Source organism: Nocardia otitidiscaviarum NBRC 14405 (assembly GCF_000308635.1).
Taxonomy (GTDB): domain Bacteria; phylum Actinomycetota; class Actinomycetes; order Mycobacteriales; family Mycobacteriaceae; genus Nocardia; species Nocardia otitidiscaviarum.
On the sequence record NZ_BAGD01000277.1, the window covers coordinates 38,300 to 57,797 of the forward strand.

Here is a 19,498-nt window from a genome sequence, read left to right on the forward strand (position 1 = left end):
ATTTTCATTAACAGTAGTATCAGAGTTCGACGGACCGAACCACTGCGCTCGGCCGACCGTCGAATCGGCGCGATGAACCAGGAGGCCCAGCGGGTGGGAGACCGACGATGCGTGAACTGATACAGCCCGGCCGGGCCCGGCTGCTGGTGGCGATCGGCTGCCAGATACTCGCCGCGGTCGCGGGCGTGGTGCCCTTCGTGGCGGTAGCGGAACTGGGGCGCAGACTGCTGGCCGCGGAATCGCCCTGGCCACCGGTGATCGCGGCCGCGATCGCCCTGGCCGCGCGGCTCGGCCTGTCCCTGCTCGCCGCATCGCTCACGCACTACGCGGACAATGACATTCAGCTCTCGATCCGGCGCTCGATCGCCCGGCATCTGGGCCGGGTGCCGCTCGGCTGGTTCGACGACCGCGGCGCGGGTGATGTGCGCAAGGCCGTGGGCGACGACGTGACCGCCCTGCACCACCTGGTCGCGCACGCCGCCCTGGAGATCGTCAATGCCCTGGTGGTGCCGCTGGTCTGCCTGGTCTACCTGTTCTGGGTCGACTGGCGCATGGCTGTGATCACACTCATCCCGCTCGTCATCGGCATCGAGCTGTACCGGCGCACCATGGCGGGATTCGGGGCGGGCATGCGCACCTACAACGACGCCATGGCGGCCATCAGCACGAGCGCGGTCGAATTCGTCCAGGGCATCGCGGTGGTAAAGGCATTCGGCCAGACCGGGCGCGCGCATCGTCGCTACCGGCAGGCCGCCGACGAGTTCTGCGACTTCTTCATCGCCTGGATGCGCCGGGTCAGCTCGGTATCGGCGGCTGCCAATCTGGCCCTGTCACCGGTGAGCATGCTCGCGGTCATCCTCGTCGGCGGTACGGTCCTGGTGACGACCGGACACCTGGACGCGGTGGACCTGCTGCCGTTCGCACTACTCGGGCTGGCGTTGTCGGCTCCGCTGCAAACCCTCAGCCAGAGTGGACAAGCCGTGCAGACGGGTATGCGGGCCGCCGCCGATATCCGGGCGCTGCTGGCGACGCCCACGCTGCCCTACGGCACCACCGCCCCGTCCGAGCACCGCAACGGCACCGGTGGCGTTCTCCGGTTCGAGAACGTCGGCTTCAGCTACGACGGCGAAACCGCGGCACTGTCGGATATCGATCTCGAACTGCGGCCCGGCACCGTCACCGCCGTCGTGGGGGCCTCGGGGTCGGGCAAGAGCACACTGGCCGGGCTGATTCCCCGATTCCACGATCCGGATACGGGGCGAATAACGCTCGACGGCACGGATATCCGTGAGCTCTCCGAGGAAACGCTCTACCGCAGCGTGGGTTTCGTCTTCCAGGAGGTGCGATTGCTGCGCATGAGCGTGCGCGACAATATCGCCCTGCCCCGGCCGACGGCCACGCTCGCCGAAGTCGCCGACGCGGCGCAAGCGGCGGCCATCGACGAACGCATCCGCGCCCTGCCCGACGGTTACGACACCCGGGACGCGGCGTTCTCCGGCGGTGAGGCGCAGCGTGTTTCCATCGCTCGCGCGCTACTGGCCGATGCCCCGATCCTGGTGCTCGACGAGGCCACTGCGGCGGTCGACCCCGAATCGGAGACCGCCATCCAGCAGGGCCTGTCCCGGCTCGCCGCCGGGCGCACCGTCCTGGTCGTGGCCCACCGGCTGGGCACCATCACCGAGGCCGACCAGATCGTCGTGCTCGACCGCGGCCGGGTCGCCGAGCGCGGCACCCATGCCGAACTGCTGCAACGAGATGGCCGGTACGCGGCCATGTGGGCGACGTGGAAGGGAGCCGACGCATGATCGGCCTACTGGTGAAGACCATGTCCGATCGGGGCACCGACAGCACACCGGCGGTGAGCCTGACGCTGCTGCGCCGCACCCTGATCACCACCGTGCTCACCGCGGTCGCCCAGGGTATCGCCTTCGCCCTGCTGGTGCCGGTGCTGCGCGCACTGCTCGGACCGGAACCCGGCGACGCCCGCCCCTGGTTGGTGGCCTTCGCGATCACGGCCGTCGGGTACGGCGTGCTGTTCCTGTACGGCGCGCGATCCGGTTACGAACTGGGCGGAGCGGTGCTGCGGACCCTGCACCACCGACTCGGTGACCACCTCGCCACGCTGCCGCTGGGTTGGTTCGGTGCACAGCGTGTCGGTGAACTCGGCACCCTGGCCAGCGAGGGCGTACTCCAGGTGGCCAACGCCACCGCCAACCTGGTCCGGCCACTCGTGGCCGCGGTCGTCACCCCCGCCACGGTGGTCCTGCTCATGTTCGTCTTCGACTGGCGGATCGCGCTCGCGGTCCTCGCCATGACTCCGCTGATCGTGCTGGCGTACCGGCTCACCGGCCGACTGGTGGAGCGTGCCGAGAACGGCGCGCACGCCGCCACCGCCGCCGCGGGCACCCGCGTGGTGGAATACGCGCAGGCACAACGGGTGCTGCGGTCGTGCGGTCAGACCGTGCGCGGGTTCTCGGCGCTCGACGACGCGCTCACCGCCCAACGCGATGCGGGCCGCCGCCTGGTCACCGCCGCCGTCCCCGGACTGGTGAGCTTCACCCTAGTGGTGCAGGCGGTGTTCACGGTGGTGCTCTGGTACGGCACCTACCTGGCCGTGGGCGGATCCCTGGACACGCCGACCCTGCTGGCCCTGCTGGTGCTCGCGGTCCGGTTCGTGGAACCGATGATCGCCGCCGCCGAACTCGGCAGCGCGTTGAAGGTGGCCCGCAACCACCTGCTGCGCATTCGCGAGGTGCTCGACACCCGACCGCTGCCCGAACCGGTCGAGCCGCTGCGTCCGGAGCGCACCGATATCGACTTCGACGGCGTCAGTTTCGGATACGGCGACGCGGGCACGAATCCGCCGGTACTCGACGATGTCTCGTTCACCATCGCGGCCGGGAAGCTCACCGCGCTGGCCGGTCCCTCGGGTGCGGGTAAAACCACGGTCACGCGGCTCATCGCCCGCTTCTTCGACACCGACTCGGGCGCGGTGCGGATCGGCGGGCACGATGTGCGCGACGTCCCCACCGAAACCCTGATGTCCATGCTGTCGCTGGTGTTCCAGGACGTGTACCTCTTCGACGGCACCATCGCCGACAACATCCGACTCGCCCGCCCCGACGCCACCGACGAGCAGGTGCGGGCGGCCGCCGCGGTGGCGCGCGTGGACGAGATCGTCGCCCGGCTGCCGCAGGGCTGGGACACCCGCGTCGGTGAGGGCGGCGCGATCCTCTCCGGCGGTGAGCGGCAGCGGGTTTCGATCGCCCGTGCGGTGCTCAAGGACGCACCGATCGTGCTCGCCGACGAGCCGACCTCCGCGCTCGACCCGGAGAACGAGGCCGCCATCCGCGACGGTCTGCTCGCACTCGCCGAACACCGCACCGTGCTGGTCATCGCCCATCGGCCCGCCACCCTCGCCCGCGCCGACCAGGTGCTGTTCCTGTACGGCGGCACCGTCACCGAATCCGGCGGCCACCGGGAACTGCTCGCGGCGGGCGGGCGGTACGCGCGGTTCTGGCGAGACCGCGACCGTGCCCAGGGGTGGCGTCTGGCCCCGGCACCCACCATCTCATCGGACACCGGTGTCGCACTGGTGGAACAGGAGTCGTGAACATGTCACCACAGGAAGATTCACCCTACGACGTCGCCATTGTGGGCGCGGGCGTCGCGGGCAGCACGCTCGGTGCGATCCTGGCCCGCCACGGTCTGGCGGTGCTGATCCTCGACGCGGGCACGCACCCCCGCTTCGTCCTCGGCGAATCGGTCATCCCCTACGCCTCGGTCATGATGAAGGTGCTGGCGGAACGCTACGACGTGCCCGAACTGGCGGCGCTGTCGAACTTCCGCGACACCACCGAGCGGGTCAGCACCATGTGCGGGCAGAAGCAGAACTTCGGTTTCGTCTACCACCGCCACGACCGGCGACCCGCTCCGGAACTGGCCAATCAGATCGTGTTGCCGACCTGGTTCCGCAACGAATCCCACTGGTTCCGGCAGGATATCGACGCCTACCTGTTCACCACCGCCGTCCGCTACGGTGCCACCCATCGGTTGAACACCCGCGTCGCCGACATCCAGATCGACGCCGCCGACGGCGTCACCCTCGAATCCACCACCGGACAGCGGTTCCGGGCGCGATACCTGGTCGACGCCAGCGGGTTCAATTCGCTGGTCGCCGAGCGCTTCGGACTGCGCGAGCAGCCCACGCGGGCGCGCACCCACTCCCGCACCCTGTTCACCCATATGGTCGGCGTCGCCCCGTTCGACGAGGTCTCCGACCTCCGCTACGGACAACCCAATCCGTGGCACAACGGCACCCTGCACCACGTCTTCGAGGGCGGCTGGCTGTGGGTCATCCCGTTCGACAACCACGATCGGTCCCGGAATCCGCTGTGCAGTGTGGGGCTGACGCTGCTCGACCGCACCGACCCCGAACAACGCCCGGCGCCCGAGCGGGAGTTCGAGGACTTCCTGCGCCGCTTCCCCGCCGTGGCGCGGCAGTTCCGCGACGCTCGGACCGTTCGGCCGTGGGTGAGCACCGGGCGCTTGCAGAATTCGGTATCCCGCACCGTGGGCGACCGCTACTGCCTGACCGCGACCGCCGCCGGGACCGTCGACGCCCTGTTCTCCCGTGGAATCGCCAACTCGTTCGAGATCGTGAACGCACTCGCTCGGCGGATCATCGACGCGGCGAGTGAGAACGACTGGGCCACGCCACGTTTCGCCGACATCGACAGCATGCAGCAGCGCCTGTTCGATGCTCACGACGATCTCGTCTACGCCTCGTACGTGGCCTTCCGCGACTACGAGCTGTGGAACGCCATGATCCGGGTGTGGGACACCTACAGCTTCTACGCGGCCGCCAGCCTGGAGCACACCCTCGGCAAGTACGTGATCAGCCGGGACGACAGTCTGTTCCGCGGTCGCGAGGGCGGCGACTCCGCGCTCGCGCGGGGGCTGCGGGAGCTGCTGGTGACGGCGCGGACGATCTGCGGGGCGGTCGAGCGCGGTGAACTCGACGCGGGCGTCGCCGCGGGCAAACTCATCGATCACCTCAACGCGGAACGCTTCTGGCCCGACTACATGCCGCACGGCACACCCGAGATCAAGTTCTTCGATATGAACCAGGAGCTGGCGATGCGGGTGATGCACTGGTCACGCACCGAAGCGCCGCACCGGATCAGAGAGTCGTTCGCCTGATGACGCGCACCGGCAGTGCACACAGCCATATCCGGGGCCGCTTCGATCCGGTGGCGGTCGCGGCGGCCGTCGCCGGATCCGGGCTGCTGCGCGACTATGTGGTCTACGAGCGCGCGGGACGCTGGCTCATCGGCGGCAATCCCGTCGGAGCGGTCACGGTCGGCCCCGGCTGGCTGTACTCGACGGTGGGCGGCGAGTTCACCGAGTGTTGGACCGGATCTCCGTGGCCGCGAGTCCACACCGCTCTGCACCGCTGCCCGCATCCACGGTGGCGCGCGCTCGGGTGGGCCAGTTTCGAACTGGCGCATCCGACCACGGCCGATACCGACGAGGTGCTGGCCCATGTGATGGTGCCCGGTATCGAGATCGAGGTGACCGCGGACACGGTACGCGTCCACACCCACGACGGGTCACCGGAACCGATGCTCGCGGACCTGGTCGCGGGCCTGCCCGACGCTGCGACGATCCCGATCGCCGTCGACGCGCTCGACCCGGACTATCTGCACCGGGTCGAGCGGGCGGTGGCGCGCATCCGCGGCGGTGAGCTGGAGAAGGTGATCCTGTCGCGGACCGTGGATGTGCCCTTCCCGGTGGACATGCCCGCGACCTACGTCGCGGCTCGCCGCGCCAACACGCCTGCCCGCTCCTTCCTGCTGGACCTCGGCGGGTGGCAGGCCGCCGGGTTCAGTCCGGAAACCGTGCTGGAGGCGGATGCCTCCGGACGCGCGGCCACCCAACCGCTCGCGGGCACCCGGGCCCGCACCGGCGCGCACCGGTCCGATGAGCTGCTGCGCACGGAACTGCTGGGCGATCCGAAAGAGGTGTTCGAACATGCCATCTCGGTGAAGCTGGCATTCGAGGAGATGGCGGGGGTCGGGCGGCCCGGCTCGACCCGGGTGAGCGAATTCCTCAGCGTCAAGGATCGTGGCAGCGTGCAGCATCTGGGCTCGCGCGTGGAAACCTCACTGGCACACTCGCGGACGGCCTGGGACGCGCTCACCACGGTCTTTCCGGCCATCACCGCCTCCGGCATCCCGAAGGCGGCGGCGTGCGCGGTGATCGACGCGCTCGAACCCGAGCCGCGCGGGCTCTACAGCGGTGCGGTGCTGCTCGCCGACAGCACCGGCGCGCTCGACGCCGCCCTGGTCCTGCGCGCGGTCTATCAGCGCGCGGGACGGGCCTGGTTGCGCGCGGGCGCGGGGATCGTCGCGGCGTCCACACCGGAGCGTGAGCACGAGGAGACCCGCGAGAAGCTGGCCAGCGTCGCACCGTATGTCGTTCCGGCGCACTCCGCGCCGCGATCACCCGAGGAGGGCGGCGGTCGGCCCGCGGTCGCCGCGCCTATCGTTCGGTGAGGAAGTCCACGCAGGAGCGGATGGTGGCCAGCCGCGGGTAGTCGTCCTCCTCGATGCGGGCGCCGCGTGCGGCGGACAGCCGTTCGATGAAGGTCAGGTAGTCGATGGAGTCGAGTTCGAGGGTGGCGCGCAGGGAGTCGTCCTCGGACACGGCCCGCAGATAGGACTCGGGGGCGAAGCCGCGCAGTGCGGTGCGGACCGTGGTCTCGGCGGTGTCGCGGGACATGGCGGCGGTCATGGGATCACAGCTCCTCGGGATGCTGGAGAAGTTCGGACAGGGTGTGCAGGAAGCGAGCGCCGACCGCGCCGTCGGAGGCGCGGTGGTCGGCGGAGAGAGTGGCGGTCACCTGGGGTCGGACGCCGAGCAGGCCGTCCACGGCGCATGGGCGCTCGGTGACCGCGCCGAAGCCGACAATGGCGACCTGGGGTGGCGGGATGACGCCGAAGACCGAATCCACGCCCAGATCACCGAGATTCGTGACGGTGAGGGTGGCGGGGGTGGCATCGGCCGCACGCAGCTGACCGTCACGGGATCGGGCGACGATGCCGCGCACCGCCGCCATGGTCGCGGGCACCGAGAGGGTGTCGGCACGCGGCACGGTGGGCACGATGATGCCTCCGCCCCGCAGCGACACCACCACCCCCAGATCCACCCGCTCGGCGGGTTCGAACCGGCCGTCGACCCAGAACCCGTTGACATCCGGCACCTTCCGCGCCGCCAGCGCGGTAGCGCGCAACAGCAGCGCCGCGGGCAGCACCCGCTCGCTCACGGCCAGCCGCCGATTCGTCTCCCGCAACCACCCCACGGCAGCCGCCATATCGATGGTGCTCGACAGATAATAGTGCGGCACAGTCTGTTTCGACCGAGTCATAGCCGCCGCGATCATCGCCCGCACCGCCCCCACGTCACGCGTATGCCCGGCAGCCCCCGGCCCCGCAGCCGCGTCGCCCACACCGACGCCCGGAACCCCCACACCAGCGCTATCCGACGTACTCGTGATTCCCACGGAACCGCCCGGAATACCGGCGAACTCCGCGGCGTCGCCCGGAGTACCCACAAGTTCCGCGGCGTCACCGGGCCGGGCGGTGACCGTGGCGTCCCCGGGGCCTGCCGCCACGGCGGCGTCGGAAACCCCCGCGACACCGGTACCGGGCGCGGCACTGCCCGCGTGGTCGGCAGACCCGTTCGGCCGGGACATCCCACCACGGAGGTCACCGCCCGCGAGCGCATCCGGAACCGGCACGCCAGCGGAACCGCTGTCTCGACGACGCCGCTCGACCGCCTCCACCTGTCGACGGTGTATCGACTCCCGATGTGCCGCACGGATATCGGCGGCACGCAGGGCCCCGCCGGGACCGGTGCCGGTCACCTCGGCGAGATCGACGGCCAGTTCACGTGCGACACGCCGGGCATAGCCCGATGCCCGCACATGGAGTCGGTCGACCGCGCGACCCGTTTCGGCGGTCTCCGCCTGCCCACTGCAACGCTCCGCCGCTACGACATCCACGCCCGGCTCGGAAGGAGCGGCCGGTCCCGCATCGCGGCGGATCAGGTCGCTCTCGTCCCGCCCCGCGACGTGCTTCGGTCGAGATGTGGCCTTCATCGACTGGGCCGCGAGCTTCTTCGGCGGCACGAGATCGTCCGGCCGACGGTCGCCCGTGTTCGGCCGACCGAGATCCCTTCGGGAGCCTGTGTCACTCGCCGATCGCGTGGGATACGACTGCCCTGTCTCCGCGTGCGCCGAGGCTCCCGCATCGCCCGCGCGATCCACGGCGTTGCCGAGCCCAGTGGCTGGCGACGTACCGGTGCGTTCCGCCGCGACCCGCTCGATATCGGCGCGCACGATACGACCGTCGGGGCCCGACCCGACGACGGTCGCGAGATCGATTCCGGCCTCCGCGGCCAATCTGCGCACCAGCGGCGTCACGCGAATCTCGCGGAGCACCATACTGTTTCCGGTGTCGTCGGTGGGCGGCCGCGGCCCGGGGGCGGATGTCACCGCACCACGAGCGCGGGACTCCGAACCGGACGACGGCGACGATACCTCCGCGACAACCCGCGACGGGAGTTCGCTGTCCGCAACGGCCGACGGGAAGAACGCGGTCTCCAAAACGGCGGACGAGAACTCGGTCTCGGCGTCACCCCGCAGTGCTGCCCCCGACTCCGCCACAGCCCCCGGTGCTGCCCCCGGCTCCACCACAGTCCCCCGTGTTGCCTCCGGTGCTGCCCCGGTCTCCGCGACACGCTGCCTGTCCGCGAGAAACTGCAACCCGGTGTCGGCCGCAGCGGTAGCGCTCCGCCGGGGTTCGAGTTCCTCGGTGCTCGCCGATGGGTTCACCGCGCTCGCCGATGGGTTCACAGCGCCCGCCGCGTCGGGCGGGGGCGGCGTGGAACCGGTCGCCGGTTCGATGGTGGCCAGGACCGCGCCGACCGGGACGGTTTCTCCTTCGGGGACCAGGATCGTTCCGATGACACCGTCGTCGAAGCATTCGATCTCGATGGCGGCCTTGGTGGTGTCCACCTCGGCGATGACATCGCCCGCGTGCACCGGGTCGCCGGGGTGCACCATCCAGTGCAGCAGGGTGCCCTCGGTCATGTCGGCCCCCAGGGAGGGCATGCGGAATTCGGGCATTCATCTCACCGCTTTCCGGACGGCGTCGACCACCGCGTCCACCCGGGGCAGCGCCGCCTCCTCCAGGTGCCGGGCGTACGGGATGGGCACCTCGGCGGTGCACACCCGTGCGACGGGGCTGTCGAGATCCCAGTAGGCGTGTTCGGCGGCGCGGGCGACGATCTCGGCGGCGATGCCGACGCTGCGCCAGCCCTCGTCGACCACGACCAGACGGTGGGTGCGTGACACCGACTCCAGCAGGGTGGTCTCGTCCAGCGGGCGCAGGGTGCGCAGATCGAGCACCTCCGCCGCGATGCCCTCGGCCGCCAGTTCCTCGGCGGCGGCCAGCGCGGTGCGCAGGGTGCCGCCGTAGGCGACGACGGTGGCGTCGGTGCCGGGGCGGCGGATGGCCGCCCGGTCGATATTCACCGCTCCGGCGTCGGCGGGCAGCTCGTCCTCGATGTTGTAGAGCGCGATGGGTTCGAAGATGAGCACCGGATCGGGATCCCGCAGCGCCGTCCAGAGCATGCCGCGAGCGTCGGCGACGGTCGCCGGTGACACCACCCGCAACCCCGGGATATGCGCGTAGAACGCCTCCAGGCTGTGCGAATGCTGCGCCGCCAGTTGCCGTCCCGCACCGGTGGCCAGGCGGATCACCAGCGGCACCCCCAGCTGCCCGCCCGACATGTGCCGCAGGGTGGCGGCATTGTCGAGGATCTGGTCGAGGGCGAGCAGGCTGAAATTGCCGGTCATGATCTCGACGATGGGCCGCATACCGCCCAGCGCCGCACCGATTCCCGCGCCCACGAATCCGGATTCGCTCAGCGGCGTGTCCCGAATCCGTTCCGGCCCGTATTCCTCCAGCAGACCGCGGCTGACGCCGAAGCAGCCGCCGTACGCGCCGACGTCCTCCCCCATGAGGAAGACGCGGTCGTCGTGATCGAGGGCCTCTCGCAACGCCTGTCGCATCGCCTCCCGATAGGTGATCATGATGTCGGCTCCCCGTAGACGTAGCGGGTCAGGTCGGCGACCGGTTCCAGCGGTCCGGCGCGGCCGGTGGTGACGGCGTCCTCGAGTTCGGCCGCCACGGTCGCCTCGAGCTCTCGCAGCGCCGCCTCGTCCATCACGCCCTCGGCGAGCAGACGTGCCCGCAGTCGTGGAATCGGGTCGCGCGCTTTCCATTCCTCGATCTCGGCCTTGTCCCGATAGCGGTCGGCGTCGTACAGCGAGTGCGCCCGGAACCGGTAGGTGCGCAGTTCCAGGAAGCACGGCCCCGCTCCGCCGCGTATCGAGGTCACCGCGCGACGGGTCGCCGCGGCCACGGCCTCCGCGTCCATCCCGTCGACCGGCCACGACATCAGTCCGTAGGAGGCGGCTCGCAGCGCCAGATCGGTCGCGGCGTGCTCCCGGGCCAGCGCGGTGCCCATGGCGTAGCGATTGTTCTCGCACGCGAACAGCACCGGAAGCCGCCACAGCGCGGCCAGATTCAGCGACTCGTGGAATTCGCCCTCGGCCATCGCGCCCTCACCGAACAGACATACGGTCACCCGTGGCCGCTCGCGCATCGCATCGGCGAGCCCCAACCCCACCGCGACCGGAAGTCCGCCGCCGACAATGGCATTGCCGCCGTAGAAGCGCCGCTGGGCGTCGAACAGGTGCATGGAGCCGCCCCGGCCCCGGCTGCATCCGGTGGCGCGGCCGAACATCTCGGCCATGAGCGTCGGCATCGGAATGCCGCGGGCGATGGCGTGCCCGTGTTCGCGGTAGGTGGACACCACCGCGTCGTCGGGGCCGATCTCGCGCAGCAGTCCGGCGGCCACCGCCTCCTCGCCGATGTAGAGGTGCAGGAAACCGCGGATCTCCTCGGCGCTGTAGAGCCGCACACAGCGTTCCTCGAAGCGGCGGATGCGAATCATGGTGCGCAGCAGGTCGATCCGTTCTTGGACGGAGAGGCTCCCGGTGGCGTCGAGCGCGGTCACGACACACCCTCCAGGGTCGACACGTCGCCCTCGGGCAGGCCCAGTTCACGAGCCTTGAGCAGCCGCCGCATCACCTTGCCGCTGCGGGTGTGCGGCAGGCTCTCGGCGAATTCGATGCGTTTGGGCGCGACCGCTCCGAGTGCGCGCCGCCCGAAGGCGGTGATCTCGGCCCGCAGGTCGTCGTCGGGACGGAAGCCTGGGCGCAGCAGCACGAATGCCTTCACCAGCTCACCGGCGACCGGGTCGGGGGTGCCGATCACGCCGACCTCGGCCACCGCCGGATGCGACATGAGCGCGCTCTCCACCTCGAACGGCCCCACCAGATGTCCGGCCGACTTGATCACGTCGTCGGCGCGGCCAACGAACCAGTAGTAGCCGTCGGCGTCGCGGCGCGCGAGATCGCCGGTGAGGTACCAGCCGTCCGCGAACGCCTTGGCGTAGCGCTCGGGATCGTTCCAGTACCCGCGGAACATCGAGGGCCACCCGGCCCGTAGCGCCAGCTCCCCCACCTCGTCGGTGTCGGCGAGAGTGACGGCGCCGTCGGTGACCGCGGCCCGGCCGTCGCCGCCCCGGCGCAGCACGGTGACCTCGATTCCGGGCAGTGGACGCCCCATCGAGCCGGGCCGCACCTGCGCGGCGGCCAGATTGGCGATCATGATCGCGCCGGTCTCGGTCTGCCACCAGTTGTCGTGCGCGGGACGGCCGAACACGCGATCGCTCCACACCACGACCTCGGGATTGAGTGGCTCCCCGACGCTGGCGATGAATCGCAGGTGCGACAGATCGGTTCCGGGCGGCAGTTCGTCGCCGCGGCGCATGAGCATGCGCAAAGCAGTGGGCGCGGTGTACCACACCGTCACCCGCTCGTCGGTGAGAACGCCGAACCAACGCTGCGGATCGAACTCGGCCTCGTCGCAGACCAGGGTGACGCCCAGGCTGAGCGGCGCGATCACCCCGTAGGACATGCCGGTCACCCAGCCCGGATCGGCGGTGCACCAGAAGATGTCGCCCGCCCGCAGGTCCAGCGCGTAGCGCGCGGTGACGCGGTGGGCGAGCACCGCCCCGTGCACATGCACCGCGCCCTTGGGTCTTCCGGTGGTGCCGCTGGTGAAGTGCAGCAGCGCCGGATCCTCGGAATCGGTTCGCACCACCTCGAATTCGTCGGAGGCCGCGAACATGGCCAGCGACAGATCGAGGGTGTCGTCCTCCTGCGGTGCCTCGATATCGGCGGCGTCGGTGACCAGCACGTGGCGCAGCGCGGGCACCTCGGCGCGAATGGGAGCGACCTTGCGGTGATAGAGCTCCACCGTGGTGACCAGCGTGCTCGCCCCCGAGATCGCCAGCCGCTGCCGCACCGGCTCCGGCCCGAAGGCCGAGAACAGCGGCGACACCACGCACCCCGCCTTCCACGCGCCCAGAATCGCGATATACAGCTCGGGCGTGCGGTTCAACAGCACGCACACCCGGTCACCGCGCCGCACCCCTTGACTGCGCAGCACATTCGCGAACCTGTTGCTCAATCCGGCCAGGTCGCGATAGCTCAGCACACTGACATTCCCGGCCACATCCCGGCAGCGCAGTGCGACGGCGTCCGCGAGCGGCGTGCCCAGATGCCGGTCCACGGCCTCATGGGCGATGTTGACCCACCCCTGCGCCATCGTATCGAGATCGAATCGAGCGGCCTCCCAGGAGAATTCCCGGCGCGACAGGTCGTAGTCGGTCATAGTGGCGTCGGCCCGCTCCCGCGCCGACTTCTCGATGGGCTCCCACCGCACGGACGCGGCCTCCGGGACGCCATTCCGGTTCTCGGTCATTGTCGAACCTCCCGCAGTCAGTGAACGACGGCCGCCGCCACCTCCGGCAGGGCGCAAAGACCATCGCCGCGGGGACCTCGGTCGCCTCTCACCCCGGCGCGGTCGATCGGTGACCATGGTCCCGCCGGAACGGGGTATCAGGCCCCTCATCGAATCGGCCGCCACTGGGCAGGCTCGACGTATGACTACGAACTCACCTCGCATTTCGGTCGTCTTCGCCACCGCGCAGGGGTCGACCCGCGATATCGCCGAATTCATCGGTACCGAACTGGAGAGCCGCGGGGCGGTCGTGGAGATCGCCGAGGTCGAGCACGCACCCGAGCTGTCGCGCTTCGACGCGGTGGTGCTGGGCAGTGCCGTGCACAATATGGCGCTGCTGCCCGCGCTCGAGGAGTACGTGCGGTCGCATCGGGACGAGCTGAACGTCCGTGACGTCTGGTTGTTCAGCGTGGGGCTGGGACCGGCGCTGAGCGGTCCGATCGGGCGGCGGTACGGCCGGCTGGTGCCCCAGCGCATCGCCGCTGTCCGCGATTCCATCGCGCCGCGTGATTACCGGGCGTTCGCGGGGCATTACGAACGCGTCGGGGTCTCGCTGTGGGCGCGCATCCTGTATCGGGTCCTGGGCGGCGGACGCTACGGCGATCTGCGCGACTGGACCGCGATCCGGGTGTGGACCGACTCCATCGCGCGCACGCTCGGCCTCCCGGCGGCACAGTCCACCTCCATGCACCCCTGACGGGGCGACCGGCCCGGAAGGACCGCCATGACCATCCGCCACGCACCGCTGTTCGTCGTCGCCCTGCCCGTCGTGGTGGCGGGGCTGCAACTGGCGGGCATGCCCGCCTCGATTCTCTGGCTCGCACTGCTGCTGCTCGCCGCGCCGGTGCGGATGCTGCTGCTCATGCCCGCCGATATCCGCCGCCGACCGGTACCGGGTGAATCCGGGCCGAACTGAAGGTTGTTGGTGCACAGTGCGTTCCACCATTCCCCTGGGCCAGGTCGCGGGTATCCGGATCGGCGCGAACTGGTCGGTTCTCGTCACTATCGCCCTGTTCACCTGGGTACTCGGCGGCTTCCTGACCGACACCGCGAGCACGGCCGTGGTCTGGACCGTGGCCGTGCTCGGCGCGCTCGCCCTCATCGCCTGCCTGCTCGCGCACGAGCTCGCCCATTCGATCGTGGCCCGTCGCAGCGGAATCCGGGTCGAGGGCATCGTGCTGTGGCTGCTCGGCGGGGTGTCCGAACTCGGTGACGAACCCGGCGACGCGCGCACCGATCTGCGCGTCGCCCTCGCCGGGCCGCTCACCAGTCTGGGGCTGGCCGTGGTGGCCTTCGCCGGAGCCACCGTCAGCGCCCTCATCGCCCCGGACGGGCCGGTGACCGCCGCCCTCGTCTGGCTGGCATCGGTCAACGCCGTGCTCGGCGTCTTCAATCTGCTGCCCGGGGCACCGCTCGACGGCGGCCGGGTGCTGCGCGCCGTTCTGTGGTGGCGAAGCGGTGACCGGCTGCGGGCCGCGACCGCCGCGGCGCGCAGCGGTCAGACGCTCGGCACCGTCCTGATGCTGGTCGGTGTCGCCGAACTGCTGCTGTTCGGCCATCTCGGTGGGCTCTGGCTCATCCTGCTGGGCTGGTTCCTCAATTCCGCCGCCAATGCCGAACTCGCCATCGCGGGCCTGCGACATCGCTTGGGCGACAGCCTGATCGGCGATGTCATGACCTCCGCACCCATGGCCGTACCCGCCGAGTGGACCGTCGCCGAGCTGCTGCGCTCCGACGCACCGCACACCGGTCACCGGGTGTTCCCGGTGGTCGAACCCGGCGGACGGCCGATCGGCGTGCTGGCCTGGGCCGATCTGGTCGCCGCGCCCGAGCGGACACGCGACGGCACGCACCTGCGCGATCTCGCCCGCGAACTGCCGTCCGCGGCGATCGTTCGTCCGGACGCCCGGCTCGCCGACGTGGCGTCGCATACCGTCCTGCGGCCCAATCTCGACGCGGTCGCGGTGGTCGACGCCGATGGCAGGCTGACCGGCCTGGTCACCGCTACCGACATGGTGCTCGCCTGCCAACGTTCCGCACTCGGACTGCCCGTCCCCACCCACCGCAGGAGGCTCCCATGACCTCGGTACCGGTGCTGCGCGACGAACCGCAGCAGATCTTTCACGACCGCCGCGAAGCGGGGCGGGTACTCGCGCGACTGCTCGAGCACTACCGCCACGATCCGGACGTCATCGTGCTCGGGCTGGCGCGCGGCGGAGTTCCGGTCGCCTGGGAGGTGGCGGCCGCGCTCGGCGCGCCGCTGGACACCCTCATCGTGCGCAAACTCGGCGCACCCGGAAATCCCGAATTCGCCATCGGCGCGCTCGCGGGCGGCGGCCGCCTGGTGCTCAACGACGACATCGTGCGCGGTCTACGGCTCACCGCCGAGCAGGTCCGCACCATCGCCCGCGAGGAGGCCCGCGAACTGCGGCGCCGGGAATCCGCCTACCGCGGCCAGCGCCCACCGCTGGACGTGGCCGGGCGCACCGTCATCCTGGTCGACGACGGCCTGGCCACGGGTGCGAGCATGTTCGCCGCCATCGAAGCGGTGCGGGCCGGTGAACCCAAGCAGGTAGTGGTGGCCGTTCCGGCCGCGCCGGAATCGACCTGTCACGAAATGCGCGGCCTGGTCGACGATCTGGTCTGCGCGACCATGCCGTCCCCCTTCCTCGCGGTCGGCGATTCGTTCTGGAACTTCACCCAGGTGACCGATGACGAGGTACGGCTGCTGCTCGCCACCCCGACCACCGACGTCCCACCGCGGGTGACCGATCCGGTCGCACTGCTGCGCGGCGCCGCCGTGGCCGCACCAGCCGGGATTCCGCCCGACGACGAATTGCGCGATCTCATCGGTGACGCCCGGTTCGTGCTGATCGGCGAGAGCTCCCACGGCACTCACGAGTTCTACACCGCGCGCGCCGAGATCACCCGACGGCTGATCGTGGACCACGGCTTCCGCGCCGTCGCGGCCGAAGCGGATTGGCCCGACGCCTACCGCGTCGACCGGTATGTGCGCGGACACGGCACCGACGGCTCCGCCACCGAGGCGCTCGGCGGCTTCGAGCGATTCCCCTCCTGGATGTGGCGCAATGTGGTGGTCCGCGACTTCGTCGACTGGCTGCGCCGGTACAACGACCTCACGACGCGGGGAGCCGAGGCCGGGTTCTACGGGCTGGACCTGTACAGCATGCACCGGTCCATGCGGCGGGTGGTCGACTACCTCGAACAGGCCGACCCGGTCGCCGCCGAACGCGCCAAACGCCGCTACAGCTGCTTCGACCGCGGCTCCGGCGAGGACGGCCAGTCCTACGGCTTCGCGGCGGCCTTCGGTTCCGGTGAGTCCTGCCAGGCCGAGGTGGTGCGCGAACTGGTGGATCTGCAACGCAATGCCGCCGCACTCATGGACGTCTACGACGGCGACGCCTACTTCGACGCACTGCGCAACGCGTGGACCGTGCGTAATGCCGAGGCGTACTACCGCGCCATGTTCGGCGACCGGGTGAGTTCGTGGAACCTGCGCGACGAGCAAATGGCCGACACTCTGGACGCCCTGGCCCGCCATCTCGACCGCCCCGGCGCGCCCGCGCGCGTCGTGGTGTGGGCGCACAATTCCCATATCGGTGATGCCCGCGCCACCGAGATGGCCGCCGACGGCCAACTCACCCTCGGCCAGCTGATGCGGGAGCGGCACGGAAGCGCCTGCCGCACCATCGGTTTCACCACCTCACGGGGTACGGTGACGGCCGCCAGCCACTGGGACGGCCCGAGCGAGCACAAGATCGTGCGTCCGGCCCTGGCCAGCAGCATCGAAGAACTGCTGCACGACACCGGCATACCGGCTCTGTTCCTGCGCACCGACCACCCCGAGGCCGCCGAGGTTCTGGCCGACACCCGGCTCGAACGCGCCATCGGCGTCATCTACCAGCCGCGCACCGAACGCCAGAGCCACTACTTCCACGCGCGTCCGGCCGACCGCTACGACGCCGTGATCCACATCGACCACACCACGGCCCTGGAACCACTGCGCCCGGAGACCATTCGCCACGCGACGCGGGACCTTCGGCCGTAGCCGACCATCGTCGGCACGAGAGACGCTGATAGCACACGACATTCGAGGGATCGGAGCCGTAATGGGTGACTATGTGGCAGGTCTGGCGGAACTGCGCCTGAGCGACGCCGACCGGGCCGGTGGCAAGGGTGCGAACCTCGGTGAGCTGGTGGCCGCCCGGCTGCCGGTGCCACCGGGATTCGTGATCCTGAAATCCTGTTACGAGGAGGTCGTCACCGGCGGCCCGCACGGTGCCGAACTCGACGCGCTGCACAAGCAGGCACTCGACGCCGCCCTGGGCGCCACCGCCGCCGACGGACAACGGTTGGACGAACTGTGCCGGACCATGCGGGAGCGGGTGCTCGACACCCCGATCCCGGCCGCGGTGCGCGAGGCCGTGACCGCGGCCTACCATCGGCTCGGCGACGATACCCGGGTGGCGGTGCGCTCCTCGGCCATCGGCGAGGACGGCGCCAAGACCTCGTTCGCCGGAATGAACCTCTCCCTCACCAATATTCGCGGTGACGACCGATTGATGACCGCCGTCGTCGAATGCTGGGCGTCGCTGTTCACCCCCCGCGTGCTCACCTACCGCGCCCACCGCGACATGCGCGATCGCCCGGTCATGGCGGTCGTCGTGCAGTGCATGGTGAGCGCGCGCAGCGCGGGCGTGGCGTTCACCGCCGACCCCTCCGACGGGCGGCGCGACCGCGTCGTCATCGACGCCGCGCGCGGCCAGGGCGAGGTGGTGGTCTCGGGGGCCACCGAACCCGACACCTATCTGCTCGACGCCACCGGTCCCACCCTGCTCGCCACCCGCACCGGACATCAGAGCTTCGCCATCGTGGCCGGAGCGGATGCCGACGAGCGGGTGGAACTGTCCGCGGCCGACCAGGATTCGCCGACGCTCACCGAGGAGCAGGCGGTCGAGGTGGCGGCACTGGCACTGCGGGTGCAGGAGCACCACGGCGGCCGACCCCAGGATGTCGAATGGGCCTACGACGCGGACGGGCTGTGGCTGGTGCAGGCCCGACCGATCACCATGCTGCCCGACCGTCCCGCCACGGCGGCCCCACCGCCGGCGGATCGGCGGACGGGATCGGATCCGCACGAGGTGCTGGTGCGCGGGCTGGCCGCCTCCCCCGGACGGGCGGCGGGCGCGGTCCGCGTGCTGCACGCACCCAGCGAGGGCGATCAACTGCGCGACGGCGAGATCCTGGTGGCCCCCATGACCAATCCGGACTGGCTGCCCACCATCTCGAGGGCCGCGGCGGTGGTCACCGACAGCGGCGGTATGACCTGCCATGCCGCCATCGTGGCCCGGGAGCTCGGGGTGCCGTGCGTGGTCGGCGCGCGCACCGCGACCCGGGAGCTGCGCACCGGCACCGAGGTCACCGTCGACGGCGGCGCCGGGCTGGTGCGCGCCGGGCGCATGGCGGCCACGGTGGTCGGCAGCTCACCCGAGCCGATCGCGGCCCCGGTCGTCGAACCGCTGGCCACCCGCGTCTACGTCAATCTCGCCCTGCCCGAGGTGGCCGAACGCGTCGCGGCCCGCGACGATATCGACGGAGTCGGTCTGCTGCGCGCCGAGACACTGCTGACCCGCGCGCTCGCGGGGCGGCATCCGCACGACCTCATCGCCCGCGGTGAAGGCGAACGGTTCGTGACCGATCTGGCCGACCCGTTGCAGCGCATCACGGCGGCGTTCGCGCCCAGACCGGTGATCTATCGCGCTACCGATATGCGCAGCAACGAGTTTCGCGCCCTCGAGGGCGGCACCGCCTACGAACCCGAGGAACGCAATCCGATGATCGGCTTCCGCGGCTGCTACCGCTACGTGCGTGAACCGGAGATGTTCGGCTTGGAGCTGCGGGCGCTGGCACGGGTCCGCGAGCAGTATCCCAATCTGCACCTGATGATCCCGTTCGTGCGCACCCGCTGGGAGTTGGAGGCATGCCTGGAACTGGTGGACGCGAGTCCGCTCGGACGCCAGCGCGGCCTGCACCGCTGGGTGATGGCGGAGGTGCCGTCGGTGGTGTATCGGCTGCCCGAGTACGTGGGCGCGGGCATCGACGGCGTGTCCATCGGCAGCAACGACCTCACCCAGCTCATGCTCGGGGTGGACCGCGATTCCGAGGAATGCGCCGAGCTGTTCGACGAGGCCGATGCCGCGGTGCTCGATGCCATCGACCGAATCGTCGGCACGGCGCGCCGGTTGGGCATCACCTCGTCGCTGTGCGGGCAAGCGCCCTCCACCCGGCCGGAATTCGCCGAACATCTGGTGCGCATGGGCATCACCTCGGTGTCGGTGACACCGGACGCGGTGACGCGCGCCCGGCGCTCGATCGGAGCCGCGGAACGGCGGGTACTGCTCGAACGCGCCCGGCGCGACTGAGTTCGACCGGCCGACAGGTCTGGTTCGTCCGTCTTTCACATAGCTGCCCGGTGG

14 protein-coding genes are annotated in these 19,498 nt (G+C 70.4%); 9 read left to right on the forward strand and 5 right to left on the reverse strand.

Annotation, left to right across the window (positions count from 1 at the left end; all coding sequences use genetic code 11):
* The first annotated feature begins 107 nt into the window (after nucleotides 1–107).
* Genes ON31_RS31675 through ON31_RS31690 form a run of 4 tightly spaced genes read left to right on the forward strand, consistent with a single transcriptional unit; the run spans nucleotide 108 to nucleotide 6,557 of the window.
* On the forward strand, nucleotides 108–1,805 hold the full coding sequence (locus tag ON31_RS31675) for an ABC transporter ATP-binding protein (RefSeq protein ID WP_039818861.1): 1,698 nt from the start codon (nucleotides 108–110) through the stop codon (nucleotides 1,803–1,805).
* Nucleotides 1,802–3,613, forward strand: a complete 1,812-nt coding sequence (locus ON31_RS31680) for an ABC transporter ATP-binding protein (protein WP_039818863.1) — start codon at nucleotides 1,802–1,804, stop codon at nucleotides 3,611–3,613. Before ON31_RS31675 ends, ON31_RS31680 begins: the two co-directional genes overlap by 4 nt.
* 2 nt (nucleotides 3,614–3,615) lie before the next feature.
* The gene (locus ON31_RS31685) at nucleotides 3,616–5,202 is read left to right on the forward strand and encodes an NAD(P)/FAD-dependent oxidoreductase (protein WP_051038122.1); all 1,587 of its coding nucleotides are present in this window, start codon (nucleotides 3,616–3,618) and stop codon (nucleotides 5,200–5,202) included.
* Nucleotides 5,202–6,557, forward strand: coding sequence for a salicylate synthase (locus ON31_RS31690; RefSeq protein ID WP_051038127.1), 1,356 nt, complete (start codon nucleotides 5,202–5,204; stop codon nucleotides 6,555–6,557). Before ON31_RS31685 ends, ON31_RS31690 begins: the two co-directional genes overlap by 1 nt.
* Here ON31_RS31690 and ON31_RS31695 read toward each other — a convergent pair.
* Genes ON31_RS31695 through acsA form a run of 5 tightly spaced genes read right to left on the reverse strand, consistent with a single transcriptional unit; the run spans nucleotide 6,544 to nucleotide 12,962 of the window.
* Entirely contained in the window at nucleotides 6,544–6,795 is a 252-nt protein-coding gene (locus ON31_RS31695) for an acyl carrier protein (RefSeq protein WP_039818864.1), read from the reverse strand. The genes ON31_RS31690 and ON31_RS31695 overlap by 14 nt on opposite strands.
* 4 nt (nucleotides 6,796–6,799) lie before the next feature.
* Nucleotides 6,800–9,190, reverse strand: a complete 2,391-nt coding sequence (locus ON31_RS37660) for a 2-oxo acid dehydrogenase subunit E2 (RefSeq protein WP_051038129.1) — start codon at nucleotides 9,188–9,190, stop codon at nucleotides 6,800–6,802.
* The gene (locus ON31_RS31705; protein ID WP_218007417.1) at nucleotides 9,191–10,162 is read right to left on the reverse strand and encodes an alpha-ketoacid dehydrogenase subunit beta; all 972 of its coding nucleotides are present in this window, start codon (nucleotides 10,160–10,162) and stop codon (nucleotides 9,191–9,193) included.
* Nucleotides 10,156–11,148 carry a pyruvate dehydrogenase (acetyl-transferring) E1 component subunit alpha gene (gene pdhA / locus ON31_RS31710; RefSeq protein ID WP_370450511.1) on the reverse strand — a complete coding sequence of 331 codons (993 nt, stop codon included), beginning with the start codon at nucleotides 11,146–11,148 and terminating at the stop codon, nucleotides 10,156–10,158. Before pdhA ends, ON31_RS31705 begins: the two co-directional genes overlap by 7 nt.
* Nucleotides 11,145–12,962 (reverse strand): acetate--CoA ligase, encoded by a 1,818-nt coding sequence (gene acsA, locus ON31_RS31715; protein WP_172544869.1) that lies wholly within the window; start codon nucleotides 12,960–12,962, stop codon nucleotides 11,145–11,147. Before acsA ends, pdhA begins: the two co-directional genes overlap by 4 nt.
* 181 nt (nucleotides 12,963–13,143) lie before the next feature.
* Between acsA and ON31_RS31720 the strand changes: the two genes are divergently transcribed.
* From ON31_RS31720 to ppsA, 5 genes are all read left to right on the forward strand, one after another.
* Complete coding sequence (locus tag ON31_RS31720) at nucleotides 13,144–13,698, forward strand: flavodoxin domain-containing protein (RefSeq protein WP_039818867.1); 555 nt, start codon at nucleotides 13,144–13,146, stop codon at nucleotides 13,696–13,698.
* 27 nt (nucleotides 13,699–13,725) lie between these two features.
* Nucleotides 13,726–13,917: a hypothetical protein gene (locus ON31_RS31725; protein WP_039818869.1), complete on the forward strand. Its 192-nt coding sequence runs from the start codon at nucleotides 13,726–13,728 to the stop codon at nucleotides 13,915–13,917.
* Between the two features lie 16 nt (nucleotides 13,918–13,933).
* Entirely contained in the window at nucleotides 13,934–15,082 is a 1,149-nt protein-coding gene (locus ON31_RS31730; RefSeq protein WP_039818870.1) for a site-2 protease family protein, read from the forward strand.
* Nucleotides 15,079–17,070, forward strand: coding sequence for an erythromycin esterase family protein (locus ON31_RS31735; protein ID WP_039818871.1), 1,992 nt, complete (start codon nucleotides 15,079–15,081; stop codon nucleotides 17,068–17,070). Before ON31_RS31730 ends, ON31_RS31735 begins: the two co-directional genes overlap by 4 nt.
* Nucleotides 17,071–17,131: 61 nt before the next feature.
* Nucleotides 17,132–19,444: a phosphoenolpyruvate synthase gene (gene ppsA, locus ON31_RS31740; protein WP_039818872.1), complete on the forward strand. Its 2,313-nt coding sequence runs from the start codon at nucleotides 17,132–17,134 to the stop codon at nucleotides 19,442–19,444.
* Nucleotides 19,445–19,498 lie beyond the last annotated feature (54 nt).